Annotated in this window: 25 protein-coding genes; 2 read left to right on the top strand and 23 right to left on the bottom strand. The window is 69.2% G+C overall.

The window, feature by feature from the left end; translation table 11 throughout:
* Nucleotides 1-125: 125 nt before the first annotated feature.
* From KAH28_RS04420 to guaB, 15 genes are all read right to left on the bottom strand, one after another.
* Nucleotides 126-353 carry a TraY domain-containing protein gene (locus KAH28_RS04420; RefSeq protein WP_290574637.1) on the bottom strand — a complete coding sequence of 76 codons (228 nt, stop codon included), beginning with the start codon at nt 351-353 and terminating at the stop codon, nt 126-128.
* 343 nt (nt 354-696) lie between these two features.
* A complete protein-coding gene (locus KAH28_RS04415; RefSeq protein WP_290574636.1) occupies nt 697-1,065 on the bottom strand; it encodes a hypothetical protein in 369 nt (122 codons plus the stop codon).
* A gap of 207 nt (nt 1,066-1,272) precedes the next feature.
* Complete coding sequence (locus tag KAH28_RS04410) at nt 1,273-1,647, bottom strand: type II toxin-antitoxin system VapC family toxin (protein ID WP_290574634.1); 375 nt, start codon at nt 1,645-1,647, stop codon at nt 1,273-1,275.
* Between the two features lie 6 nt (nt 1,648-1,653).
* Nucleotides 1,654-1,944: a hypothetical protein gene (locus KAH28_RS04405; protein ID WP_290574633.1), complete on the bottom strand. Its 291-nt coding sequence runs from the start codon at nt 1,942-1,944 to the stop codon at nt 1,654-1,656.
* Between the two features lie 278 nt (nt 1,945-2,222).
* Nucleotides 2,223-3,257, bottom strand: coding sequence for a glycerophosphodiester phosphodiesterase (locus tag KAH28_RS04400; protein WP_290574631.1), 1,035 nt, complete (start codon nt 3,255-3,257; stop codon nt 2,223-2,225).
* Between the two features lie 242 nt (nt 3,258-3,499).
* A complete protein-coding gene (locus KAH28_RS04395; RefSeq protein WP_290574630.1) occupies nt 3,500-3,832 on the bottom strand; it encodes a DUF5615 family PIN-like protein in 333 nt (110 codons plus the stop codon).
* A complete protein-coding gene (locus tag KAH28_RS04390) occupies nt 3,829-4,056 on the bottom strand; it encodes a DUF433 domain-containing protein (RefSeq protein WP_290574629.1) in 228 nt (75 codons plus the stop codon). The genes KAH28_RS04395 and KAH28_RS04390 overlap by 4 nt, the downstream gene beginning before the upstream one ends.
* Before the next feature lie 277 nt (nt 4,057-4,333).
* On the bottom strand, nt 4,334-4,519 hold the full coding sequence (locus tag KAH28_RS04385) for a hypothetical protein (RefSeq protein WP_290574627.1): 186 nt from the start codon (nt 4,517-4,519) through the stop codon (nt 4,334-4,336).
* Between the two features lie 50 nt (nt 4,520-4,569).
* Entirely contained in the window at nt 4,570-6,012 is a 1,443-nt protein-coding gene (locus KAH28_RS04380) for a hypothetical protein (RefSeq protein ID WP_290574626.1), read from the bottom strand.
* 229 nt (nt 6,013-6,241) lie between these two features.
* Nucleotides 6,242-6,565 (bottom strand): HepT-like ribonuclease domain-containing protein, encoded by a 324-nt coding sequence (locus KAH28_RS04375; protein WP_290574624.1) that lies wholly within the window; start codon nt 6,563-6,565, stop codon nt 6,242-6,244.
* Complete coding sequence (locus KAH28_RS04370) at nt 6,553-6,945, bottom strand: nucleotidyltransferase domain-containing protein (RefSeq protein ID WP_366918123.1); 393 nt, start codon at nt 6,943-6,945, stop codon at nt 6,553-6,555. Before KAH28_RS04370 ends, KAH28_RS04375 begins: the two co-directional genes overlap by 13 nt.
* A gap of 83 nt (nt 6,946-7,028) precedes the next feature.
* Nucleotides 7,029-8,522, bottom strand: coding sequence for a hypothetical protein (locus tag KAH28_RS04365; protein WP_290574621.1), 1,494 nt, complete (start codon nt 8,520-8,522; stop codon nt 7,029-7,031).
* A gap of 272 nt (nt 8,523-8,794) precedes the next feature.
* Nucleotides 8,795-10,369: a glutamine-hydrolyzing GMP synthase gene (gene guaA / locus KAH28_RS04360; RefSeq protein ID WP_290574619.1), complete on the bottom strand. Its 1,575-nt coding sequence runs from the start codon at nt 10,367-10,369 to the stop codon at nt 8,795-8,797.
* A 73-nt stretch (nt 10,370-10,442) separates the two neighbouring features.
* Nucleotides 10,443-10,736, bottom strand: a complete 294-nt coding sequence (locus KAH28_RS04355; protein WP_290574617.1) for a hypothetical protein — start codon at nt 10,734-10,736, stop codon at nt 10,443-10,445.
* A 377-nt stretch (nt 10,737-11,113) separates the two neighbouring features.
* Nucleotides 11,114-12,589, bottom strand: a complete 1,476-nt coding sequence (gene guaB / locus KAH28_RS04350) for an IMP dehydrogenase (RefSeq protein WP_290574615.1) — start codon at nt 12,587-12,589, stop codon at nt 11,114-11,116.
* A 60-nt stretch (nt 12,590-12,649) separates the two neighbouring features.
* Here guaB and xseA point away from each other — a divergent pair, with 60 nt between their 5' ends.
* Complete coding sequence (gene xseA, locus KAH28_RS04345; protein WP_290574613.1) at nt 12,650-14,110, top strand: exodeoxyribonuclease VII large subunit; 1,461 nt, start codon at nt 12,650-12,652, stop codon at nt 14,108-14,110.
* Nucleotides 14,107-14,970, top strand: a complete 864-nt coding sequence (locus tag KAH28_RS04340) for an NAD(P)H-binding protein (protein WP_290574611.1) — start codon at nt 14,107-14,109, stop codon at nt 14,968-14,970. The genes xseA and KAH28_RS04340 overlap by 4 nt, the downstream gene beginning before the upstream one ends.
* A gap of 541 nt (nt 14,971-15,511) precedes the next feature.
* Here KAH28_RS04340 and der read toward each other — a convergent pair.
* From der to rlmN, 8 genes are read right to left on the bottom strand one after another with little or no spacing between them, the layout of a single operon-like run.
* Nucleotides 15,512-16,921 carry a ribosome biogenesis GTPase Der gene (der, locus tag KAH28_RS04335; RefSeq protein ID WP_290574609.1) on the bottom strand — a complete coding sequence of 470 codons (1,410 nt, stop codon included), beginning with the start codon at nt 16,919-16,921 and terminating at the stop codon, nt 15,512-15,514.
* Between the two features lie 6 nt (nt 16,922-16,927).
* Entirely contained in the window at nt 16,928-18,106 is a 1,179-nt protein-coding gene (bamB, locus tag KAH28_RS04330; RefSeq protein ID WP_290574607.1) for an outer membrane protein assembly factor BamB, read from the bottom strand.
* Nucleotides 18,103-18,741, bottom strand: a complete 639-nt coding sequence (locus KAH28_RS04325) for a tetratricopeptide repeat protein (RefSeq protein WP_290574605.1) — start codon at nt 18,739-18,741, stop codon at nt 18,103-18,105. The genes bamB and KAH28_RS04325 overlap by 4 nt, the downstream gene beginning before the upstream one ends.
* Before the next feature lie 10 nt (nt 18,742-18,751).
* Nucleotides 18,752-20,029, bottom strand: coding sequence for a histidine--tRNA ligase (gene hisS, locus KAH28_RS04320; RefSeq protein ID WP_290574603.1), 1,278 nt, complete (start codon nt 20,027-20,029; stop codon nt 18,752-18,754).
* Nucleotides 20,026-21,144, bottom strand: coding sequence for a flavodoxin-dependent (E)-4-hydroxy-3-methylbut-2-enyl-diphosphate synthase (gene ispG / locus KAH28_RS04315; RefSeq protein WP_290574601.1), 1,119 nt, complete (start codon nt 21,142-21,144; stop codon nt 20,026-20,028). Before ispG ends, hisS begins: the two co-directional genes overlap by 4 nt.
* Before the next feature lie 10 nt (nt 21,145-21,154).
* On the bottom strand, nt 21,155-22,057 hold the full coding sequence (locus KAH28_RS04310; protein ID WP_290574599.1) for a helix-turn-helix domain-containing protein: 903 nt from the start codon (nt 22,055-22,057) through the stop codon (nt 21,155-21,157).
* Entirely contained in the window at nt 22,054-22,827 is a 774-nt protein-coding gene (pilW, locus tag KAH28_RS04305) for a type IV pilus biogenesis/stability protein PilW (RefSeq protein WP_290574597.1), read from the bottom strand. The genes KAH28_RS04310 and pilW overlap by 4 nt, the downstream gene beginning before the upstream one ends.
* Complete coding sequence (rlmN, locus tag KAH28_RS04300; protein WP_366918122.1) at nt 22,824-23,939, bottom strand: 23S rRNA (adenine(2503)-C(2))-methyltransferase RlmN; 1,116 nt, start codon at nt 23,937-23,939, stop codon at nt 22,824-22,826. Before rlmN ends, pilW begins: the two co-directional genes overlap by 4 nt.
* Nucleotides 23,940-23,941: the final 2 nt, after the last annotated feature.

Here is a 23,941-nt window from a genome sequence, read left to right as displayed (position 1 = left end):
TTGCACTTGATTCTTGAGACCAGCCATCCTCCAACGGCGCAATCTGTTGGTCCAGATAATCCATGATGTTGCAGGCGATCGGTTTGTCCAGCTTGCTTAGCTGCTTTTCGGCCGATGCGGCGTACTCAATCCTCCAGGCCAAGCCGTTTCCTTACTTCGGCACTGGTGGAGGTCGATTCCTCGCCCTTGCGGATGCGGGTAACGGTTTCGGCGGCCAGATAGTAGTCCTCCATATCGTCCAGACTGCGCTTGATCATCTCCTGGAGGTAGAAGGTCTTCGTACGCCCGGTTTGCTTCGCCAGCGCGTCCAGGCGGGCTTCCGTTTCCGGAGGGAGGCGGACCGATATCGTCATGACGTGTCACGTGTATGGCGTGTAATACACACCATACGGTGGCTGTGGGAAAGGGGCAAGCGCTGACCGCAGGAAGGGAACAGATCATACGTGGGCGCGGTCACGGTGGGAAAGCCGCGCTGCACGCGGCTGCCCTCATCCCTGACCCTTCTCCCACAGGGAGAAGGGAACTGATGGGTGCAGGGTCTGCTTGCGCAGAAGGGGACAGTATATTTAATTCCCCGCAGCCGCAGGCACCCATCAGTGACCATGCGGAATTAAATATACTGTCCCTCCCGTGGTCCGTCTCCTCCCGTGGAGCGGCCCCTTCTGCGGGACATCGCTTCTGTGGTGCTGCGTGCGTTCAATCCGCCAGCTGGCGGAGCCGCGCTGCCGACACGACCGGCTTCAAGCGCTCGATCAGCTCGCCACCGGCGTCGAAGCGCAGCAGCATGCCGGGGTGGGCGTCGTGCCGGGCGATGAAGCGCGCGGCGTCGGTGCGGCCGGTGTGGGCCACGAGCACTTCCATGACCGGCTCCAGGCTGTCGCGCACGGCGTCCAGTTCGGCGGACTGCTCGCCGCTGATCACGAGCTCGGGATCGAAGATCAGCACCAGCGCCGGCCGCCCCTCGCCGATGCGCGAGAGGTCGGACGGATAGGGCTGCGGCAGCAGCCACCAGATGACGGCGGCCAGCGCGCCGAGCAGCGCCAGCGTCAGCGCTGCGCGTCGCATGCGCGCACCTGCTTGCGGCTTGTCGTCGTCGGGTGGTTGGTCATGATCTCGTCCCGGCCCATGCCCGGGCCCTCCTCGATGGTCCGGCAGTCGTCGATGCTTCAGATCGGTACGGCGATGCCGCGGTTCCGGGCGTCCGCGACCGGCCGGTGACGCCGGGGATGCCTTCGTGCAAGCCGCGGACAGTCCGGATGGCCTTCGGCAGGTTCAGGACAGCAGCCGGAGCCCCGGCGCGTTGATCGCTTCGAAATCCTTTCGGTTGAGCGTCACCAGGTCGGCGTCCGCGTGCAGCGCCACTGCGGCGATCAAGGTGTCGGTACGCAGGATACACCGACGACCCGCCGCGTTGAACAACTCTGCCGCCGTGGCTGCATGGTCGGCATCGACCGGAACCACCCGGTTCTCAACGAATGCGATCGCCAGCTCGATCTCCTTCTGTGTCACCGGACCACAGAGGAATTCATACCAGGCGACGGCACTGACTGCGGCTTCTTCACCGCTCAGCACCCGGTCGATGAGTGGGTGGCCTTCGCGGGCCCATACCGGTAGCGCGATCGGGGCATTGGTGTCGAGGTGAAGCACTCGTACCTACCCGGATGGAAGACGCCGTGCGCGTGCCTGCTCTTCCGCAGCCCTCTCGCTTCGCTGTCTGGCCGCCTCGCGCTGCACGTCCTGCATCGAGCGCGAGACCGCACCACCGCGGTAGCGGGCAACCACATCGGCCGGGGTCAGGTCATCGCCTGCGTTGTCGGCTTGCTCGGCCAGACCGCGAATGGCCCGGCGCACGACTTCGGCCTTGGACACTTTCCAACGCACCGACAGTCTGCGGATCGCTTCGACGGTGTCCCGATCCAGGGCATAGGTTGAACGATGCGTCATTGACGGCATGTTGCAGCACCATAGTGGTGGTGTGCCGTTATGGCATGCACCCCGCCATGCGGTGCAAAGCGACGTTGTCGGTCTGAAACCCGGCCTGCGGAAATGGGGAAACGGACGACGGCGGGAATCAAGCCGCGCGACGGGAATCCGGGGCACGGGTTCCCCCGTCGAGCCGATACAGGGGGATCACTATAGGGGACAGTATACCCAATTCCGCTCGGCGTCGATTGACCGTCGGATGCTGCGTCGAATCCAGTGCACTGCCCCTTCCGTGACGCCTATTCGGCGGATTCGGGGCAGCCGCCTTCGCGCAGGAGGTGGTTCAGCGTCGTCGGGCGGTTGGTCATGATGCCGTCCACGCCCATGTCCAGAAGTTCCTGCATGGTCGGGCAGTCGTCGATGGTCCAGACCTGCACGGCGATGTCGCGGTTGTGGGCGTCCGCGATGAAGTTCTCGGTGACGATGGGGATGCCCTCGTATTCGATGGGCACCTGGAAGGCCTGGTGATTGCTCAGAGTGATGCCGGGCAACGGGCCGAGGCCGCCGAGGACGAAGAGCGCGACCTGGCCCAGCGGCAGGGAGGTGGCGGAGCACTGGCTGGCGCGCTTGTAGCGGAACATGATGTCGTCCGCGAAGGAGGCGACGACGACGTCTTCACCGCGGCCGTATTCGGCCAGCAGGGCGGCGAGATTGGCCTCGAACTCGCCGGTGTTCTCGCGATCCTGCTTCAGCTCGATGTTCATGAGCGTGTCCGGGAAGCGTTCCAGCACTTCGCGCACGGTGGGGATAGTGAAATCGTTGGGCGTGAAGCCGGGCGGCGGCGCCTGCTCGCCGGTGGCGACGCCACGGTAGACGGCTTCCTCGTCGGTGGCGTCCTGCGGCGTTCCGCGGTCCGGGACCCAGTTATGCGCCGCGTCCAGCATCTTGATCTCGGCGAGGGTTTTCTCCGCGACCGGGCCGCTGCCGTTGGTGGTGCGGTTGACGGTCTCGTCGTGGATGACGACGAGCTCGCCGTCCGCGGTCTGCCAGATGTCCATCTCCAGCATGTGGGCACCCACTTCCAGCGCCTTCTCGTACGCGAACAGGGTGTTGTCGGGAAACTCCAGGTTGCCGCCGGCGTGAGCGATGTTCAGCGGCTGACGCTGCCGCCAGGGGTTCTCGGTGAGCGATGCCATGCAGGCGAAGGTGGGTGCGGGACCGGGCGGCGGAACCAGCCCGCCTCCGCTGCCGCTACCGCCGCCGTCGCTACCGCCCGAGCAGGCAACCAGAAGCCCGCCCAGCATCATCACTGCCAACGCCTTTCCTGCACGCATCCCCAGCTCTCCATGGCGCACCTGTGCCGGTGCATCGTATCCGGGGGAGGTTACAGGCATGGGCCGAGGACCGGAATCCAGCGGCGGCTCAACCAGGAAATGCGGGGTGCTGCAGCGCCTGGGCGGGCGCGATGATCGTCAGGCCCGGAATGGAAGGCGCCTCGAGCAGGTCGGCATCACCACGCACCACCCACTGGCTTTCGGCAGCGAGGGCGGGGACAGACGTCAGTTTCGTCCGAGCGTCAGGCAACTTCCACCCAGCCTATCTCTTCGCTCGCGAGCAGCGTTTCGATGTGTTCGCGCTGCTCGCGCAGTATGCGAAGCACAGCAGCCTTATCCCTGTTTCCGCAGCGCAGGAGTATCAGCTTCGGTGGCGTGCCCAGGACTTCGGCGAGATCCCGGAAATCGTCGTCCTTGGTAACGAGGATGTAACCATTGTCGGCGGCATAGTCGCGAATCTCCCGGTCCGTTTCCCGCTCCAGCCCAACAAGGCAGACTTGCGTTGTCCCTGGATAGTCATCCTGCAGAAAAGGAACAAGCTTGCGCGACAGATTCTCGTCCAGCAGCAGCTTCACAGATTCGAAAGCGTTCGGCCGTGGCGCTCACGCCCCGCCGCGAAACTGAGGCAGGCCTGGATGTCAGCCGCCTCCAGCTCTGGGTAGTCCTCCAGGATCTGCGCGACGGTTTGCCCTTCGGCGAGCCATCCCAGGACATCGGCGACGGTAATCCGGAGGCCGCGCACACACGGTCTTCCGCCGCGCTTCCCGGCTTCGATCATTATGCGGTCTCCGATCTCCATTGATGTCTCCGTTCGCTCGTTAACGCCGAATAGCCTACCGGATGGCGCATCCGCGACGCGAGCGGGCCAGTCGGGGGGATATGAGAACCAGGAAGACGTGGACAGAACACGGTATGCGGCATCCTCACTCAGCAGCCACCGGCTTTCGGCTGCGAGGGCAGCCTGGATGAAGGCGCCCTGCGGATCACGGCATTCTGCCGCCGGGCCCTGCCCGCGGCCTGCGCATCCGCCACTCGCTGCAGGCGGTCGGTGAGGATATTGGTATCGAGCGGCCAGTTCACCGGCCGCGCCACTCATCCCGCAGCCGGTCCTCCGCGGCCAACGCATCGTCCGCCCGATCACGCCGGATGCCGAAGGGCGAACCCTGGTTCGACCGATGCTCGGCGATATACAGCGCAACGGCACGACGCACCACCTCCAGCGCGGCACGTTCCTTGTCCGGCAGATCGATGAGGGCACGCATGGTCAGAACGTCGTCGGACGTTGATGAGTGATGGCACCACCAGCGCGGTGCTACTCCAGACCGGCGGCACGCCACATGAGGTCGAAGCCGTAGAGGGTGGCGTCGAAGTCGTAGCTGACGAGGCCCAGCGCGTTGACGTTGCGGCCGGAGGGCGCGTCGTAGCCGGGCCAGTTGTGGCCGCCGCGGGTGACGGTGACCATGTAGCTCTTGTGGCCTTCGGGGGCGGTGCAGTCGGCGAAGCGCTCGATGACGACATCGCCGGCGATCTCGCCCCTGCCCGCGGCGCCCGCGGGGATGACCGAGGCCTCGACTTCGTCGCTGCAGCCGTTGTTGGGGCCGAACACGTCGAGGAACAGGCCGGGCTGCTCCCTGAGCACCGCCGTGGTCACGCCTTCGGGGATGCCGTCGACCTCGCCGTCGGCGTAGTCCTCGTTGATGGGTGGGACGCCGCCGCGGATGGGATAGGTGATGATGCCGATGTAGGGCGAGAGCGGGTCGTTGATGCCGTGCACCTGCACGCTGCCCACCGGCGGGTTGTCCTTGCATGCCTCGGCTTCCAGCGCGCTGACGGCGCCGCCGACGGTCATGAAGGCGTCGACTTCGTCGGGGTACTGGCAGGCCAGGCGCATGGCGTAGGTGGCGCCGTTGGACAGGCCGCTGGCGAACTGCGGCAGCTCGGCGCCGCCGAAGCGCGCGAGGGCGTGGTCGCGGGCGGTGCGGGCGTACTGCAGATAGTCGTCGATGGAGCCGACCAGCGGCGCGAGGTTGTCCAGTGCGTCGGCCACGTCGCCCAATGTGCCGGCATTCCCGAAGAGGGCGTCCAGCAGGCCGACGGGCAGACCGATGCCCTCCAGCAGCCCGAACAGCGGGGAGTCGACGCCCCCCAGCAGGTCGAGCAACGGCAGATCGCCGAGGCCGCTTTCCTCGATGCTGTCGAGCAGGCCGGTGGGCGAGAACTGCTGCCAGTTGCCCCCCGGCGCGCCGGGCAGAATCACCATCGCATTGCGGCCCTTGACCAGCTCGTGCAGGCGCATCTGCGTGCCGTAGGTGTGCGCGGCCTTGTTGGGATCGCGCAGCAGCTCGCGGAAATGCAGGCTGGTGACGACGGCGCGCGGGTCGGTGTCGGCCGGGCGCAGCACGACGTATTTCAGGAAGCCGGCGTAGGTGTCGGCGTCCTCGATGGCGACCGTCTCCACCACCACGCCATCGCAGGCCGGGACTTCGTCATAGGAGAAGCCGCCATTGCCGAAGGTGCCTTCGCAGTACTCGTGATAGGCCGGCGCGCAGTCCTGGCCGGCGTCGATGCGGTCCGGCCCGAAGTTGTCCTGGCAGCGGCCGGCGAGGTTTTCGCCGCCGCCCGGGCCATCACCCTCGCTGCGGCCGTCCTCGCCGTCGGGCGGCATGGTGGAATCGGCCCCCTGCCCGCCGCCTCCGCAGGCGGCGAGCAGGACGATGGCGGCGATGCTCGTCGCGCGCGCAAGAACACTGGGCATAGGGGGTCTCCTGCCTGACGCTGGCTATATTTCTTGTACGTAAGTTTCTGCAGGGTACCCACTCTCTCCTGCACACGAAGTCACCGACGGCGACGGCGCATGTAGGAAATTGGCGACAGCGGAGGTGTCGCTAGCTCGGCCGGCCGTTCGCCCTGATCACGGCGCGCGCGAATGCCTCGAAGTCTCCGAGGTGCTGTGTCGCGATCACGTGCACGATTTCCCAGTCGATTTAGGCATAGGCATGCACCGCAAGGTTACTGAACCCCACGGCACGCCGGAGCTGCTGCCCCACGTCCTTGTCAATCGCGCCCGACTCGACCAGTTGCTCGAAGGACTGCGCCATAGACTCGGGTGGTGGCAGCCCCGTGTCGGCGAGCAGATGGCTGGCAAGGTCCACACTCAGCTGAACAGCACGGCTGATGTTGAGAACGAGGATGTCCTGCGCATCGACATCGCCGCGAAGGGCCCCGGCATCGCGCGGGCACTTGTCGCGCACTCGTTGAAGACAGCGCCGCAGCGAATCGAGCTTGCGCTCGACGACTACCCGATCCATGTGCTTCGGCGTTCCGCCAGCATGCGATCCACATAGGGCAGGAAATCGGCGGCGTCGAACAGGTGCCGTCGGACCAGTTCGGCGTAGTCGGCGTTGGCGCCTTTCAGGCGCACGCCGTGCTTGAGGATCTGGCCGAGCAATGGCTCGCCGACACTCTGCAGATCGACGAGATCCACGGGGCGCCCCGTGGCGTCGGCCAGTTGCGTTATCAACGCCTGCTTGGCGGAGGCGTCGAGTGGAACGCCCGTGTCGACAGCGATATCGACATCGCTGTCGGGCCGCTGCCTGCCGCAGGCAATGGAGCCGAAAAGAATGGCAGTGCGCACATCCGCGTGCTCGGCGACGAACCGCGCGATGCGATCGCGCGATTCATCGCCCATCACGGAACTCCATGGCACGACTGTGCTCATGCCGCCATGGTGCGGTCAGTCGCGTTGCGACGCAACGCGGGCGTCCTTGCGGCTCAGTCGAGCCCGGCGGCGCGCCACATGAGGTCGAACCCGAACAGCGTGGCGTCGAAGTCGTAGCTCACGGCACCGAAGAGGTTGACGGGCTGACCGGACGGCGCATCGTAGCCCGGCCAGTTGTGGCCGCCCTGGGTGATGGTGACCATGTAGCTCTGCTTGCCCGCGGCGTTGCTGCATTCGGCGAAGCGCTCGATGACGACATCGCCGGCCTGCTCGCCCATGCCGGCGACCCCCGCCGGCTGCACGCTTTCCCTGAGCTCACCGCCGCAGGCGTTGTTGGGCGCGAACACGTCCAGGAACAGCCCGGGCTGCTCGCCGAGCACGGCCTCCGTGAGTCCGTCGCCGATCCCGACCGAGCCACCGTCGAGGAGATCGACCGGGATCGGCGGCACGCCGCCGCGTATGGGATAGGTGATGACGCCCACGTAGGGCGAAAGCGTGTCGTTGACGCCGTGCACCTGCACGCTGCCGACCGGCGGCTGCCCCATGCAGGCTTCGGCCTCGGTGGCGCTGACGGCCCCGGCGACGCTCATGAAGGCATCCACTTCATCGGGATAGCGACAGGCCAGGCGCATGGCGTAGAGACCACCGTTGGAAAGGCCGCTGACGAACTGCGGGAGATCGGCGCCGCCGAAGCGCTGGAGCGCGTCATCGCGGGCGATCCGGATGTACTCGAGGTAGTCGTCCGCGGACCCCGCCAGCGGTGCCAGATTGTCGAGCACGTCGGCGAGATCGCCCAGCGTCCCGCCCGAGGAGAGCAGATCGTCGAGCAGGCCGATGGGCAGCCCCAGCCCTTCGAGCAGGCCGAGCAGCGGGTTGTCGCCACCCTCGCCGCCACCCAGGATGTCGAGCAGCGGAATGCCTGCCAGACCGCCGGTGCCGATCGTGTCGATGAGCCCGGGAAGCGGCGTCTGCTGCCAGTTGCCGCCGGGGGCGCCCGGCAGGATCACCATGACCTGACGCCCCCTGACCAGCTCGGCAAGGCGCATCTGGGCCGCGAAGGTATGGGCGGCCGTCGCCGGTTCGCGCAGGATCTGACGGAAGTGCAGGCTGGTGACGACCGCCCTGGGGGCCACGCCCGTGGGCCGCAGTACCACGTAGTCGAGGAAGCCGGCGAAGGTCTCGCCGCTGTCGCCGGTGACGGTTTCCACCGTGACGCCGTCGCAGGGCGGTGTTTCCTCGTAGAGGAAGGCTCCGTCGCCGAAGGTGCTGTCGCAGAAGGCGTGATAGACCGGGGCGCAGTCCTCGCCCTCGTCGATGCGGTCGGGTCCGAAGTCGCCGGCGCAGCTGCGCGCGTCGGGGGTATCGCCGCCGCCGGAGTCGCCTCCGCCATCGCCCCCGGAGCCGCCGTCTCCGCCGTTGTTGCCGCCGCCACCGTCGTCGACGGGCGGCGTGGGCTCGTCGGCACCGCTTCCGCCGCCGTCGCCTCCGCAAGCGGCGAGCATGCCGATGACCATAACGGCGAATGCACGCCGGAACGCATTGTTCATGATGCGAGGCCTCTTCTTCTTGGGGGTGGCGCTTCCTCCCGCGCTGCCATCTCGCATGGTAGGGAAGCGGCTATGCCGTGGTGCCCGCCTCGTACGATGCACGGTGTCGGCATTTGTCGATTTCTTGTGGCTCCGCTCGCGCAATCACGACATCCGCGCGACGGAAGGCCTTGTCCGGCTGCATCCCCTGATCCGGAGCGAGGATGCGACGCCGGCGTCACATTAGCACAGTGCGGAAAGCCCGCTGACGGCCGTCGAGCGGCTGCGCCCCGTCACTCCCATTCGATGGTGGCAGGCGGCTTGCCGGAGATGTCGTAGACCACGCGGGAGACGCCGGGCACTTCGTTGACGATGCGACGGGCGCAGGTGTCCAGCAGGTCGTAGGGCAACTGCGCCCAGCGCGCGGTCATGAAGTCGACGGTCTCCACCGCGCGCAGGCCGATGACCGGCGCGTAGCGGCGACCGTCGCCGGTCACGCCGACGCTGTTCACCGGCAGGTAGACCGCGAAGGCCTGGCTGACGTGGTCGTACCAGTCGGCCTTGCGCAGCTCCTCGATGAAGATGGCGTCGGCCAGGCGCAGCGTGTCGGCTGCGTCCTTGTGCACGCGGCCGAGGATGCGCACACCCAGACCGGGGCCGGGGAACGGGTGGCGCATGATCATGTCGCGCGGCAGCCCCAGCTCCAGGCCGATGGCGCGCACCTCGTCCTTGAAGAGCTCGCGCAAAGGCTCGACGAGCTTCAGCTTCATGTGCTCGGGCAGGCCGCCGACATTGTGGTGCGACTTGATGACGTGCGCCTTGCCGGTCTTGCCGCCGGCGGACTCGATGACGTCCGGGTAGATGGTGCCCTGGGCCAGGAACTCGACATCGGTGAGCTTGCCGGCCTCTTCGTCGAAGACCTCGATGAAGGTGCGGCCGATGATCTTGCGCTTGGCCTCGGGATCGGCCTCGTCGGCCAGCGCGTTCAGAAAGCGGTCCTCGGCATCGACGCGGATGACGCGCACGCCCAGGTGCTGCTCGAACACGCGCATGACCTGATCGCCCTCGTGCAGGCGCAGCAGACCGTTGTCGACGAACACGCAGGTCAGCTGGTTGCCGATGGCCCTGTGCAGCAGCGCCGCCACCACCGACGAGTCGACCCCGCCGGACAGCCCCAGCAGCACATGCCGGTCGCCGACCCGCTCGCGCACGCGGGCGGTCAGATCCTCGACGATGTTGGCCGGGGTCCACGCGCGCGCACAGCCGCAGATGTCGTGGACGAAGCGCTCCAGAACACGCTTGCCCTGAGTGGTGTGGGTGACCTCGGGATGGAACTGCAGACCGTAGTAGTGGCGCTCCGGGTCGGCCATGCCGGCAATCGGCACGTCACCGGTCTCGGCGATGCGCACGAAGCCCTCCGGCAGCGCCGTGACCTGGTCGCCGTGGCTCATCCAGACATCCAGGTAGGCCGCGCCGTCGGCCTCGACGTGATCCTCGATGCCGCGCAGCAGGGGCGAGTGGTTGCGCGCCCGCACGCGCGCATAGCCGAACTCCTGCACCGCGCCCGCCGCGACCGTGCCGCCCAGTTCCGCGGCCATGGTCTGCATGCCGTAGCAGATGCCCAGCACCGGCACGCCAGACTGCCAGACGCCGTCGCCGGCACGCGGCGAACCGTCCGCGATCACGGTCTCCGGACCGCCGGACAGGATGATGCCGCTGGGTGCGAAGTCGCGGATCTCGTCGGCGGTGGTGTCCCAGGGATGCAGCTCGCAGTAGACCCCGGCCTCGCGGACGCGGCGGGCTATGAGCTGGGTGTACTGGGAACCGAAGTCCAGTATGAGAATGCGGTGGGCGTGGATGTCGGTCATGGCGGGCACCGGCGCGGAGCGCGCCATGATACGGGAGGCGCCCCCTGCCGTGCGGACTGCCAGCGGCGCGCGACTATTCCGGTGTCGCGCCCTCGAGCCGGTCCGACAGCGCCCTGGCGCGCACCTGCACGTCGTACGGCGCATCCTGGATCGTCGGGCCGGACAGACCGAGCGCGTGCAGCACCCAGACGCCGAAGTCGAGCTTCTCCGGCGGCTCCACATCGGGAAGCCCGTGGATGATCACGCGCAGGTTGCGGTCCGATTCCACCAACGGATCGTCGGCATCGGGACGCACGACGATCACCGGCAGCTCCGCGACGGGGTCGCCTGCGCGCGCGCCGACGTCCGCCCCCGATACCGCAGGCATCGCGCCGAGCGCGGCCGCCGCGCCGCATGCCGTCAACAATCTGCAGGCGAGCGCACGGCTCGCATTCCGTACCGTCATGGTGCCCTCTGGCTGACGCGGGCCGGGATCGCTCGCGAACCCCGACGATGCTACGGCCGGCGTCCTCCGCCCGCCGTGATCTGGGTCAATCGCGCGGCAGGCGCGCGGGACGAAGCATCGAACGGTTCGGGATTCTCGAGGATGGCGCCGTCGGGCGCGCGCCTGCCGACGGCCCGCGCGGCGACGACGGGGCCGGGGCGGTTCGGCGACATGGCGGAAGCGGGAGCGCCGGCCGATCCGGTCGGCCTGCCCCGTGCCCGGGGCGACGCCGGTCGCTCGCGGCCGGCGGGGAGGGCGCCCTACTCCACCCGATAGTTCGGCGCTTCCTTGACGATGGTGACATCGTGCACGTGACTCTCGCGCATGCCGGCGGCGCTGATCTTCACGAAGCGGGTGGCGGTGCGCATGGTCTCGATGCTGTTGCAGCCGGTATACCCCATGGAGCTGCGCAGGCCGCCGACCAGCTGATGCACGATGGCGGCCATCGGACCCTTGTACGGCACGCGCCCCTCGATGCCCTCGGGCACGAGCTTGTCGGGATCGGCGGTGGACTCCTGGAAGTAGCGGTCCTTGCTGCCCTGGCTCATCGCGCCCATGGAGCCCATGCCGCGGTACGACTTGTACGAGCGGCCCTGATAGAGCTCGACCTCGCCGGGGGCTTCCTCGGTACCGGCCAGCATCGAGCCGATCATCACGGCGTGGGCGCCGGCCGCGATCGCCTTGGAGAGATCGCCGGAGTAGCGGATGCCGCCGTCCGCGATCAGCGGCACGTCGGTGCCCCTGAGCGCATCGGCCACTTCCATGATGGCCGAGATCTGCGGCACGCCCACGCCCGCGACCACGCGCGTGGTGCAGATGGAGCCGGGGCCGATGCCCACCTTGACGGCGTCGGCCCCGGCCTCGATGAGCGCCCTGGCGGCATCGGCGGTGGCGATGTTGCCGCCGATCACCTGCATGTCCGGATACTGCTTCTTGACCCACGCCACGCGCTCGAGCACGCCCGAGCTGTGACCGTGCGCGGTATCGACCACGACCACATCCACGCCGGCGTCGACCAGCGCCTCGACGCGCTGCTCGGTGTCGCCACCGGTGCTGACCGCGGCGCCGACACGCAGGCGGCCGTGATCGTCCTTGCAGGCGAACGGGAAGTCGGTGGACTTCTGGATGTCCTTGACCGTCACCATGCCGCGCAGCGCGAAGCCGTCGCCCACCACCAGCACCTTCTCGATGCGGTGCTCGTGGAGCTTGTGCATGATCTCCTCGCGCGACGCATCCTCGCGCACGGTGATCAGCCGCTCCTTCGGCGTCATGACCACCGATACCGGCTCGCCGAAACGGGTCTCGAAACGCAGGTCGCGGCTGGTCACGATGCCCACCAGCTCCTCGCCGTCCACCACCGGCACGCCGGAAATCTGGTTGGCCCGGGTGAGCTCCAGGACCTCGCCGATGGTGAGATCCGGGGACACCGTGATGGGGTCGACGATGATGCCGGACTCGTACTTCTTGACGCGGCGCACCTCGCCCGCCTGGGCCTCCGGCGACATGTTCTTGTGCACGATACCGATGCCGCCTTCCTGCGCCAGGGCGATGGCGAGGCGCGCCTCGGTCACGGTGTCCATGGCCGCCGACAGCAGCGGCACGCGCAGGTCGATGGCTCGGGTCAGGCGCGTGCTGATATCGGCCGTGCGGGGAAGGATCTTCGAATAGGCCGGCACCAGCAGCACGTCGTCGAAGGTGAGGGCCTCGAAGAGGATGCGCGAGGAATCCTGGGTCATGGCGGGAGGCTTGCTGGGCATGTCGTAGTATAACGCCTCACCCTCGCCTCCCGCCGCACCATGGCCAGCGCGCGCACCGCCCGCAGCTATACCGTCAGCGAGGTCGCCGGCCTGCTCGCCGACACGCTGCGCGCGAATTTCCCCACGCTGCGGGTCACCGGCGAGATCTCGAACTTCTTCCGCGCGCGATCCGGGCACTGGTACTTCCGCATCAAGGACGACAGGGCGCAGATCGAGTGCGCCATGTTCGCGTCCGACGCGCGCGGCGTGGCCTTCTCGCCCGCCGACGGCGACGAAGTCGAGATCAGCGGCCAGCTCGACTACTACGCGCCCAACGGCAAGCTGCAGATCAAGTGCCGCACCATGCAGCGCGGCGGCGAAGGCAGGCTGCTGGCGGCCTTCGAGGCGCTCAAGAAGCGCCTGGCCGCGGAAGGGCTGTTCGAGGAGGCGCACAAGCGCCCGCTGCCCACCTTTCCGCGCGCCGTCGGCCTGGTGACCTCGTCCGACGCCGCGGCGCTGCGCGACATCCTCACCACCCTCGAGCGGCGCTGGCCGATGGTGCCGCTCGTCCTGCTGCCGGTGCTCGTGCAGGGCGAGCGCGCCGCGCCGCAGATCGCCGCCGCGCTCGCGCAGCTGCCGGAACGCGCGCCCGAGGTCGACGTCATCGTGCTGGCGCGTGGCGGCGGCTCCATCGAGGATCTGTGGGCCTTCAACGAGGAGATCGTCGCGCGCGCCATCCGCGCGTGCGCGGTCCCGGTGGTCACCGGCGTCGGCCACGAGACCGACACCACCATCGCCGATTTCGCCGCCGATCTCCGCGCGCCCACGCCGACCGGTGCTGCGGAGCGGGTCGCGCCGGATCAGCAGGCAGTCGCGCAGCGCGTGGCGCAACTGCGCAACCGGCTCGCGCGCGCCGAGCAGCTGGCCGGGGAGGCGCGCGGCCAGCGCCTGGACGCGCTGACGCGGCGGCTGGCGCGGGTCTCGCCGCTGATGCGGCTGCAGACGCTCGACCGGCGCCGCATCGAGCTGAGCCAGCGCCTGACCGGCATCGCGCGCCGGCAGGCCGGCACCGACAGCAGCCGCGCCCGAGCGCTGGGTGCGCTGCGCGAGCGTCTGCACCGGGCCGCCAGAGCCCAGATCCAGCGCCAGTACGCGCGACTGGAGCGCGAGCGCAGCCTGCTGCGCGCCCACAACCCGCACCGACGCCTCACGGTCGATGCGCCGGCCCGGATCGCCCAGGCCCGCGCCGCCCTTCGACGCGCCACCGCGCAGCGCCTGGAGAATCAGCGACAGCGACTCCGGACCGCGCAGACCGGTCTGCGTCAACTGGGACCGCAGTCCACGCTCGGACGCGGCTACGCCATCGTCCAGCACGGTGACGACGGCGCCATCCTGCGCGACCCGGCGCACACGCACACGGGCGCCCCGTTGCGCCTGCGCCTCGCCCGCGGCAGTCTTGGGGCCATCGCCGGGGAGCCGCTCTCCGAGCGCAATGGCGACGAGGGAGAGAACAAGCCATGATCCTGGTGCTGGGCGCCGGCGGAACGGTCGGACGCCATCTCTGCAACGAGCTCGAGACGCGCGGCGTCGAGTACCGCGCGGCCTATCGCGATGCCGCCAAGCTCGAGGCCGCGCTCGCCGAGGACATCGATGCAGTCGAGGTCGACCTGGCCCGGCCGCAGACCATCAAGGCCGCCATGGCCGACATCGAGCGCGTCTTTATGCTGACCGCGGCCACACCGCAGCTGGCGGAGCTCGAACGCAACGCGATCAGCGCCGCGCTCAAGGCCGGGGTGCAGCACGTCGTCAAGGTATCGGTCTGGGAAGCCGACACCGCCGACTACAGCTTCGCGCGCTGGCACGCACCCGCCGAGGAAGCGCTGGCGGAATCCGGACTGTCCTACTGCCTGCTGCGCCCCAACGGCTTCATGCAGAGCGCGGCACAGGGCATGGAAGCCACCGTGCGCGATCACGGCGCCTTCTACACACCGACCGCGCGCGCGGCGGCGGCCTACGTCGATGCGCGCGATGTGGCTGCCTGCGCATCGGCCCTCCTGGTCGACGACCCGCCGGTCCCCGAGCGCCGCGTCTGGGAGCTCACCGGCAGCGAAGCCCTGGACGCGCATGCCGTCGCCGAGTGCCTTTCGCAGGCCATCCGGAAGCCGGTACGCGCCGTCGAGGTCAGCGCGTCGGTCTACCGCGACGGCCTGCTGGCCGCCGGCATGCCGGAATGGATGGCCGATGCCCTCGTCGACATGTCCGAGCGCCAGTCCCAGGGCGGCTTCGGCCGGGTCACCGAGGACATCGAAACCCTGACCGGGGAGAAGCCGCGGACACTCGCCGACTACTTCGCCGAAGTGGCCGAGAACTTCCGGAACTGAAGCGAGCGTCGCTCATTCCAGCCCTCTTCCCAACGTTTCAGGGGACGACTATTTAGGGGACAGTATGCTGATACCGGCAGCTCGGCAGCTTGCCCGCCCCCGGCACACGGGAATAAATATACTGTCCCTATTCGTCCCGTCCCTATTCGTCCCGGCATCCTGCCCTGCGCGGACAACGGAACCACACGAGAGAAATGGGGACGGGCGCCTGGGAGAGGGACAGTATACTGATTTTCTGTAGATGCTCGCGCGTGGTCCGCGTTCGCGCGAGAAAATCAGTATACTGTCCCCGCCTCGACGTCGCCGCCCTCTCCGGGATTAAGTGTACTGTCCCCGTATCCGGGCGCCACCTCCTCCGGGTATCGGTATGCCGTCCCCTTGTAGACGCGGGATTCCGTGCCCTGCCACGGCCTGCGCGTCGCCGGTTCCGAGCGACTCCCGGCGACCGGGGATCGACATACCGTCCCCTGTATACGGGTGCTGCACGACATGCGGAATCTGCTCCGCGGGCCCGGCATGTGGGCCGCCGGCGGCCGCGACGCTAGCGCTTGACGTGCGACATCAGTCGCCGGCGCTTCTTGCGCTGGCGCTGGGTGAGGACGTTCTTGCGGTCCTTGTAGGGGTTGTCACCGGTACGCAGGGTCAGCACGAGCGGAATGCCGGAAAGACCGAAGTGCTCGCGGAAGCAGTTCACCAGATAGCGCTTGTAGGACGGCGACAGACGCTCGGTGAGGTTGCCGTGGATGACGATCTTGAGCGGGTTCTTGCCACCCTGGTGCGCGAAGCGCAGCTTGGTGCGGCGACCGAGCGAGGCCGGCGGCTGGTGGCGCGCCACGGCATCGGCGAGCACGCGGTTGAGCTCGGGGGTGGACAGGTCGGCGGTCACGCTGGCGTGGACTTCCTCGACGCGCTTCATCAGGGGCTTGAGGCCGGTGCCGCGGGCGGCGGAGGTGGTCACCAGCGGCACGAAGTCGCCGAACGGCAGCTTGCGCGCAACCTCGCTGCGCACGCGGTCGCGCACCTCGTCCTCGAGTCCGTCCCACTTGTTGACCGCGAGCACCATGCCCCGGCCGCGCTCGGCAATCAGGCCCATGAGGCGGGCATCCTGCTCGCCGATGTCGCCGCGCGCGTCGACCATCATGATGACCACGTGCGCGCTGTCGATGGCCTGCAGCGTCTTGACGATCGAGAACTTCTCGATGGCCTCGCGCACGCGGGCGCGCCGGCGCACGCCGGCGGTGTCGATGAAGGTGTAGGCGGTGCCTTCGTGCTCGAAGTCGACCTCGATGGCGTCGCGGGTGGTGCCCGGCATGTCGGCGGCCAGCAGGCGCGGCTCGCCGATGAGCTTGTTGACCAGGGTGGACTTGCCGACATTCGGCCGGCCCACGATGGCGACGCGGATGCGGTCGTCCGCGTCGGCGTCCGGCTGGTCGATCTCGGCCGCCTCCGGCAGGCCTTCCAGCACGTCCATGAGCATGCGCGTCACGCCGTGGCCATGCTCGGCGGAGATCATCAGCGGCTCGCCGAGCCCGAGCTCGTGGAACTCGAGCTCGCCGCCCGCCCTGGTGCCGTCCAGCTTGTTGACCACCGGCACCACCGGCTTGCCGCTGCGGCGCAGGAAATCGGCGATGGCGCGATCGGCGGGCATGACGCCCTCGTGGGCGTCGAGCAGCAGCAGCACGCGATCGGCCTCGTCGATGGCGATGCGCGCCTGGCTTTCGGCGAGCGCGGCGAGCGGATCGGCCTCCTCCGGCATCAGGCCGCCGGTATCGACGACGATGAAGCGCCAGCCGCTGTGCGTGGCGACGCCGTACTGGCGGTCGCGCGTCAGTCCGGCGAAGTCGGCGACCAGCGCGTCACGCGTGCCGGTGAGGCGATTGAAAAGGGTCGACTTGCCGACGTTCGGGCGACCGACCAGCGCCAGCGTGGGCAATCCGGCGCGGGCGCGCATCGGTGGCTAGTCCTCCCGACGTGCGCCCAGCACGACGAGCCGGCCCTCGACATCGGCGAGGTACAGACGCGCGTCGTCCACCATCGGCGCCGCTGCCACGCGTGCGCCCATCTGGCGGGTGCGCCCGACGATGCGGCCATCGTCCGGCGACAGGTAGTGGATGTACCCCTCGAAATCGGCGACGACCGGGAAGCCGTCGTGCACGGCGGGCGTGCTCAGACGCCGCCACGCCAGCGCCTCCGACTTCCACGCGGCGGCACCGTTGCTGGTCTCCAGTGCCCACACCGCGCCCTCCTCGTCACTGACGTAGAGGCGCTCGCCGTCATCGGACAGCGCGGCACCGGTGTAGGTCTTGATGGCACGCCGCCAGCGCACTTCGCCGTTGAAGCGATCGAGCGCGGCGATGTCACCGCCGTAGGACATGGCGTAGATGGTGTCGCCGCGGAGCAGGAGGCCGGCGTCGATGTCGGCGATGCGCTCCAGCTCGGAGCGCCCGCTGGGCACGGACACGCTCTGCTCCCAGGCGGACTCGCCGTCGGACAGGCGCTGCGCCACCAGGCGCCCGGTCTCCAGACCGCTGACCACGACCGGACCGGCGATGAGGGGCGCGGCCATGCCGCGCAGCGTCAGGGGCGGCACGGTGCGGCCGGTGACCCAGACCTGACTGCCGTCCTCGGCCGACAGCGCGCTGACGCGACCATCGACGCTGCGCACGATCACGACCTCGCCGTTGCTGGCGGGCGGCGCCACCACTTCACTGGAGACGGTGGTGCGCCACAGCTCGCTGCCGTCGGCGCGCGACAGCGCCACGACCTCGGCATCGCGGCTCGCGACCAGCACCTGGTCGCCCTCGACGGTGGGCCCCGCCGACAGGCGCAGGTCGGTGTCGATCTCCCAGATGGGATCGCCCTCGGCGCGGTCGAGCGCGAACACGTTGCCGTGCGCGTCGGCCGTGAAGATGGCATCGCTGCGCAGCGCGGTGGTCAGGCCGAGCTCGAGCTCGTCGGTGTCCGGGCCGCGCCCGCTGCGCCAGATGCGCTCGGGGTCGACCTGCGGGCTCTCGATGGTCTCGAGCACGGCCGGCTGACGCACCGACTTGCCGCCACCGCAGCCCGCGGCGAGCAGCGTGGCGGCGATCAGCGCGACCGGCAGCAGTGCCTCTCGGCGAATGATCGGCAACATCATGCGTCCGCCACCTCGGCCACGTCGGCGAGATCGTCGACCTTCTGCTGCAGCAGCTCCCGACTCTCCGGCGGCGCGCCGGACAGCGCGCGGCGGTAGGCCGCCAGCGCCTCGGCGCGCTGACCCTGGGCGACCAGGATGTCGCCGCGCAGCTCCTCGCCCACCGCGATGAACGGACCGAGCGCTTCCTCGTCGAGCATGGCGAGCGCGGCATCGGCATCGCCCTGCGCCCAGCGCACACGCGCGAGCCGCAGGGTGGCGAGATGGGCCATGGCGGGGTCGTCGGTATGGTCGCGCGCCCAGCCCAGCAGATCGGCGGCGGCATCGAGCTCGCCGGCTTCTACCCGCGCGGCGGCCAGACGCAGCGACGCCGCCACGGCATAGGGCGTGCCGGCGTAGTCCGCGACCAGCGCCTCGCGCGCGCTGGTGGCGCCGTCGGTCCGGCCGGCGTCGAGCGCCTCCACGACATTGCGGAACAGGTTGCTGGCCGCCTCGGCCTCGCGCTCCTGCGCGGCCTGCCAGGCATTCCAGCCCACGATGCCGCCGATGCCGAGCACCAATCCGCCGATCAGCGGCTTCCAGTTCTCGGACCACCATTTCTGGAGGCGCTCTACTTGTTCGTCTTCGTCGTAGGCCACGGGGTTCTCGTCAGGCGTTGGGCTGGCCGTCCCGCAGCGCCTGCTGCAGGTAAGCCACGGCCTCGTCGGTGGGCAGGGTGCGCTGCGCATCGCGCGCGCGCAACGATTTTATCTGAAGCGTCCCGGCGGCGAGCTCTTCCGGGCCGAGCACGACGGCCCAACCGGCACCGCTGCGATCGGCACGCTTGAACTGGGCCTTGAAGCTGCCGCCGCCGGCGTTGACCACGGTGCGCAGGCCGCGGGCGCGGAGCGTGGCGCCGATCTGCTGCGCGCCGGTCATGCACTCGTCGCCGTGCCAGCAGAGGTAGACCTGCGGCATCTCGCCGGCGGCATCGGCCTGGTCCTGGGCCAGCAGCAGCGCCACGCGCTCGATGCCCAGCGCGAAGCCGACGGCCGGGACGTCGCCGCCGCCGAGCTGCGCCACCAGCCCGTCGTAGCGGCCGCCGGCGCAGACCGTCCCCTGGGCGCCGAGCCGATCGGTGGTCCATTCGAAGACGGTGTGCGTGTAGTAGTCCAGGCCGCGGACCAGATTGCTGTTGAGCTTCCACTCGATGCCCAGCGCCTCGAGCCCCTCGCAGACGGCGCCGAAGTGCGCGCGCGAATCGTCGTCCATCGCGGCTTCCATGCTGGGGGCGTCGGCGATGGCGGCGCGGGTGTCGGGATGCTTGCTGTCCAGCACGCGCAGCGGGTTGGTCTCGATGCGCTTGCGCGCGTCCTCGTCGAGCGCGTCGGCGCGGCCGCGCAGGAAGTCGCGCAGCTGGTCGCGATAGGCCGCGCGGCATTCGGGACTGCCCAGGCTGTTGATCTCCAGCGTCAGCCCGCCGAGGCCCAGCGCGCGCCACAGCGCGGCGGAAAGCGCGATCACCTCGATGTCGCAGGCCGGATCGGCCATGCCGAAGGCCTCGATGCCGAACTGATGGAACTGCCGGTAACGGCCGGCCTGCGGCCGCTCGTGGCGGAACATCGGGCCGGCGTACCAGAAGCGCTGCTGCTGGTTGTGCAGCAGGCCGTGCTCGATGCCGGCGCGCACGCAGCTGGCGGTGCCCTCCGGGCGCAGGCTCATGTGCGTCTTGTCGCGATCGAGGAAGGAGAACATCTCCTTCTCGACGATGTCGGTGGCCTCGCCCACCGAACGCTTGAACAGCTCGGTCGACTCCAGCATGGGCAGATGGATCTGCCGGTACCCGAAACCGGCCGCGACCGCGCGCGCGGCGTCGGTGATGCGCTGCCAGCGCTCGGCCTCGTCGGGCAGGATGTCGCGGAAACCGCGCAGGGACTGGAGCTTCATGCGCCCCGCCCTTCGTCGTCGGCATCGTCGGCGGCCCTGCGCGCAGCCAGGCGCTCGCGCACCAGCGCCTCCAGCCGGTCGACCAGATCGGCGTTGTGCGCCTTGTGGGCGATCTCGCCGTCGACGTAGACCGAGTTCGGATAGCCGCCGGCCACGCCCAGCGTGGCCTCGCGCGCCTCGCCCGGGCCGTTCACGACGCAGCCGATGACGGCCACGTCCATGGATTCATCGATGTCCTCGAAGCGCTGCTCGAGCTCGGCGACGGTCTCGATGACGTTGAAGTTCTGCCGCGAGCAGCTCGGGCAGGCGATGAGGTTGATGCCGCGCGAGCGCAGATGCAGCGACTTGAGAATGTCCCAGCCCACGCGCACTTCCTCGACCGGGTCGGCCGCCAGCGACACGCGCAGGGTGTCGCCGATGCCCTCGGCGAGCAGCATGCCGAGCCCGATGGCCGACTTCACGCTGCCCGCGCGCTGACCGCCGGCCTCGGTGATGCCGAGGTGCAGCGGCTGGTCGATCCGAGCGGCGAGCTTGCGGTAGGCGTCGACGGTCATGAACACGTCGGAGGCCTTGAGGCTGATCTTGAAGTCCGGGAAATCGAAGCGGTCGAGGATGTCGATGTGGCGCAGCGCCGACTCCACCAGCGCGTCGGCATTGGGCTCGCCGTACTTCTCCTGCAGGTCGCGCTCCAGCGAGCCGGCGTTGACGCCGACGCGTATCGGGATGCGATGGGCGCGCGCGCAGGCGACCACCTCGGCGATCTTCTTCTCGCCGCCGATGTTGCCGGGATTGATGCGCAGGCAGTCGGCCCCGGCCTCGGCGGCGGCGATGCCGCACTTGTAGTTGAAGTGGATGTCGGCGACCAGCGGCGTGTACCCGACCTGCTTGCGGATCTCGCCGAAGGCCTCGGCCGCCTTGAGGGTGGGCACCGACACCCGCACGATGTCGGCACCGGCCTTCATGCAGGCCTTGATCTGGGCGACCGTGGCGTCGACATCCTCGGTGTCGGTGCTGGTCATGGTCTGAACCGCCACCGGCGCGTCGCCGCCCACGGCGACGCGGCCGACGCGGATCTGGCGACTCTTGCGACGCTGGATCTGGTGCGTGGATCGCATGGAACCCTCGCTACTCGAGCGTGATCTCGGCCGTGTTGTTGCTGCGCGTGACCGCGGCCAGATCGACCCGCTCGCCGCGCCAGCGCGCATCGGTGCCGGGCGCGTAGCCGACGAAGAGCGTCAGCGGGGTCTCGCCCTCGATGCGCTCGCTGCTGCCGGCGTTCATCAGATCGTTGATCAGGGTCCGGCCACCCGCATCGCGCACGCGCAGCCAGGAGTTCTCCTCGAAACGCAGGCTCAGGACCGGCGAACCGGCCGCCTCGCCGGTATCGGTGCCGGCGGCGGGGGCCTCGGCCACCGCTTCGCTGCCGGGTGCGGCCTCCGCACCGGATTCGGCCGGCGCCGCCGTCGTCGCATCCGCGGCGTCCGCGGCTTCCGCCGCGCCGGATTCGTCACCGGCAGCCGGGCGCTCTTCCTCGCTGGTGCCGAAGAGGGGGTCGCCGGTGGCGGTGCCGTCGGTCACCGGCGTCTGCAGCAGCCACCAGCCGACCATGGCGAACAGGCCGATCACCACCAGGATGAGCAGCAGCTGGAGCAGCCGGCGCACGAAGGACACGCCGCCACCGGCCACCACCGGGATCTTGTCGGGCAGCGCCGGCGCTGCGGGGCGGGCCTTGCGCTCGTAGGCGCCGACCACGGCATCGACGTCGGTTTCGAGCGTCAGCGCGCACTTGCGGTAGTAGCCGCGGACGTAGACCGGTTCCTTGAGAATCTCGAAGTCGTCGCACTCCAGCGCCATGATGGTGGCCTGGGGCAGCTTGGACGCCTCCGCCAGATCGGCGACCGAGATGCCGCGTGCCTCGCGTGCCTCGCGCAGCATCTCGCCGGGCGAAGCGGTCGCCGCAGTCGCTTCGCCCGCGGCTTCGGGTTCCGGCGCGCGCGGCCGGGCGGTGTCGGTTTCGGTATCGGTCATGGTGTGTCGCTGTTGGGCTGCGACGGCGGCGCGGCGAGCGCGGGCGCTTCGAAATCCGGATATTGTGCCGCGAGTTGATTGCGGTATTCCGCTGCCGCCTGATGGTCGCCCAGCGCGGCCTCGGTCTGCGCCCCCAGCCAGAGCACTTCCGCCGACGGGTCTGCAATCCGATCGTAGCGCGAGAGGAAGGCGCGCGCGCTCATGTACTCGCCCTGCCGGTAGCTCACCCAGGCCAGCTGCGCCATCGCGGTGGGATTCTGCGGATTGGCTTCGAGCGCCCGGCGCAGGAAGCCCTCGGCGCGTGCGGGGTCGGCGTCGCGCAGGCACAGGCCGGCGTTGGTCAGGGCCGTGGAACGGCCCACGTAGCCCGGCACTTCGGCGGCGCGCGCGAACTGCTCGACGGCGGCGTCGGCACGGCCGCGCGCGCACAGATAGGCGCCGTAGTTGTTGCGGATGTCCGGATCCTCCGGCGCCAGCCGCAGCGCCTGCCGGAAATGGTTGTCGGCGCCGGCGTCCTCGCCCTGCCGCGCCAGCAGCAGCGCATAGGTGGCATGCGCGGGCGCATAGCGGTCGTCGAGCGTCAGCGCCTTCTCCAGCTTCTCGCGCGCGGCGTCGTTGCGGCCGCGGCGGATATAGCCGGCACCGAGCTCGGTGTTGGCGCGTGCGGCTTCGCGCGCATCGGCACCACGCGGACCGCCGGTGCTGACGCAGGCGGATACGGCCAGCGCGCCCGCGATCAGCAGCACGCTTGCGGGCAGGCGGTGCGTCATGCGCTCACCACCGGGACACCCCCCAGCCGGTTCTTCTGACGGCTGGTCACGCGGCCGACCAGCTGGCCGCAGGCGGCGTCGATGTCGTCGCCGCGCGTCCGGCGCACCGTGGTGATGATGCGGCGCCGGCGCAGCTGCTCGGCGAAGGCGTCGACGCGCGCCGCCGGCGAGCGCTGGTAGGGCGCGCCGGGGAAGGGATTGAACGGAATGAGATTGACCTTCGCCGGCAGATCGCCGAGCAGGCGGCCGAGCGCGCGCGCGTGCGCATCGGTGTCGTTGACGCCGTCGAGCATGACGTACTCGTAGACGATGTGCGCCTTGTGCCCGCGCTCGGTGGTGTAGCGCCGGCACGCGGCCATGAGCTCATCGAGCGGGTACTTGCGGTTGATCGGCACCAGCTCGTCGCGCAGCGCGTCGTCGGGGGCGTGCAGGCTGACCGCGAGCGCGGTGTCGCAGTCGCTTCGCAGGCGGTCCATGAACGGCACCAGCCCGGAGGTCGACACCGTCACGCGCCGCTTGGACAGACCGAAGCCGAAATCGTCCAGGAAGATGCGGATGGCGGTGAGAACGGCCTGGTAGTTGGCCAGCGGCTCGCCCATGCCCATGAACACCACGTTGGTGATGGCGCGCTGGTTGTGCAGGTCGCCGCTGCCGCCGAGCGCGTGCGCGGCGAACCAGAGCTGGGCGACGATCTCGGCCGCGGTGAGGTTGCGCGACAGTCCCTGCTTGCCGGTGGAGCAGAAGCTGCAGTCCATGGCGCAGCCCACCTGGCTGCTGATGCACAGGGTGCCGCGGTAACGCTCGCTGCCGCGCTGCCCTTCCGGGATGAAGACGGTCTCCACGGCCTGGCCGTCGGCCGTCTCGCCCACGCGCAGCACCCACTTGCGGGTGCCGTCGGTGGATTCCTGGTGCGCCAGCACCTCGGGGGCGTCCACCGTGCAGTGCTCGGCGAGTCGCGCCCGCAGCGGGCGCGAGATGTTGGTCATGGCCTCGAAATCGGCGACGCCGTGGCGGTAGATCCACTGCATGATCTGGTCCGCACGGAAGGGCTTCTCGCCCATGCCGTCGAGCACGTCGCGCAGACCGGCGCGATCGTGCCCGAACAGATTGATGG

The sequence above is a fragment of the Algiphilus sp. genome, assembly GCF_023145115.1.
Taxonomy (GTDB): Bacteria; Pseudomonadota; Gammaproteobacteria; order Nevskiales; family Nevskiaceae; genus Algiphilus.
Note: the sequence above shows the minus strand (reverse complement) of the source record. Positions and strands in the feature narration are given on the sequence as shown.

Bases quoted from the DNA above. Each gene is read 5' to 3' on its own strand.
- KAH28_RS04420 (WP_290574637.1), bottom strand. From the start codon at position 353: ATGACGATATCGGTCCGCCTCCCTCCGGAAACGGAAGCCCGCCTGGAC.
- KAH28_RS04415 (WP_290574636.1), bottom strand. From the start codon at position 1,065: ATGCGACGCGCAGCGCTGACGCTGGCGCTGCTCGGCGCGCTGGCCGCC.
- KAH28_RS04405 (WP_290574633.1), bottom strand. From the start codon at position 1,944: ATGACGCATCGTTCAACCTATGCCCTGGATCGGGACACCGTCGAAGCG.
- KAH28_RS04400 (WP_290574631.1), bottom strand. From the start codon at position 3,257: ATGCGTGCAGGAAAGGCGTTGGCAGTGATGATGCTGGGCGGGCTTCTG.
- KAH28_RS04390 (WP_290574629.1), bottom strand. From the start codon at position 4,056: ATGGAGATCGGAGACCGCATAATGATCGAAGCCGGGAAGCGCGGCGGA.
- KAH28_RS04385 (WP_290574627.1), bottom strand. From the start codon at position 4,519: ATGCGTGCCCTCATCGATCTGCCGGACAAGGAACGTGCCGCGCTGGAG.
- KAH28_RS04380 (WP_290574626.1), bottom strand. From the start codon at position 6,012: ATGCCCAGTGTTCTTGCGCGCGCGACGAGCATCGCCGCCATCGTCCTG.
- KAH28_RS04375 (WP_290574624.1), bottom strand. From the start codon at position 6,565: ATGGATCGGGTAGTCGTCGAGCGCAAGCTCGATTCGCTGCGGCGCTGT.
- KAH28_RS04370 (WP_366918123.1), bottom strand. From the start codon at position 6,945: ATGGGCGATGAATCGCGCGATCGCATCGCGCGGTTCGTCGCCGAGCAC.
- KAH28_RS04365 (WP_290574621.1), bottom strand. From the start codon at position 8,522: ATGAACAATGCGTTCCGGCGTGCATTCGCCGTTATGGTCATCGGCATG.
- guaA (WP_290574619.1), bottom strand. From the start codon at position 10,369: ATGACCGACATCCACGCCCACCGCATTCTCATACTGGACTTCGGTTCC.
- KAH28_RS04355 (WP_290574617.1), bottom strand. From the start codon at position 10,736: ATGCCTGCGGTATCGGGGGCGGACGTCGGCGCGCGCGCAGGCGACCCC.
- guaB (WP_290574615.1), bottom strand. From the start codon at position 12,589: ATGACCCAGGATTCCTCGCGCATCCTCTTCGAGGCCCTCACCTTCGAC.
- xseA (WP_290574613.1), top strand. From the start codon at position 12,650: ATGGCCAGCGCGCGCACCGCCCGCAGCTATACCGTCAGCGAGGTCGCC.
- KAH28_RS04340 (WP_290574611.1), top strand. From the start codon at position 14,107: ATGATCCTGGTGCTGGGCGCCGGCGGAACGGTCGGACGCCATCTCTGC.
- der (WP_290574609.1), bottom strand. From the start codon at position 16,921: ATGCGCGCCCGCGCCGGATTGCCCACGCTGGCGCTGGTCGGTCGCCCG.
- bamB (WP_290574607.1), bottom strand. From the start codon at position 18,106: ATGATGTTGCCGATCATTCGCCGAGAGGCACTGCTGCCGGTCGCGCTG.
- hisS (WP_290574603.1), bottom strand. From the start codon at position 20,029: ATGAAGCTCCAGTCCCTGCGCGGTTTCCGCGACATCCTGCCCGACGAG.
- ispG (WP_290574601.1), bottom strand. From the start codon at position 21,144: ATGCGATCCACGCACCAGATCCAGCGTCGCAAGAGTCGCCAGATCCGC.
- KAH28_RS04310 (WP_290574599.1), bottom strand. From the start codon at position 22,057: ATGACCGATACCGAAACCGACACCGCCCGGCCGCGCGCGCCGGAACCC.
- pilW (WP_290574597.1), bottom strand. From the start codon at position 22,827: ATGACGCACCGCCTGCCCGCAAGCGTGCTGCTGATCGCGGGCGCGCTG.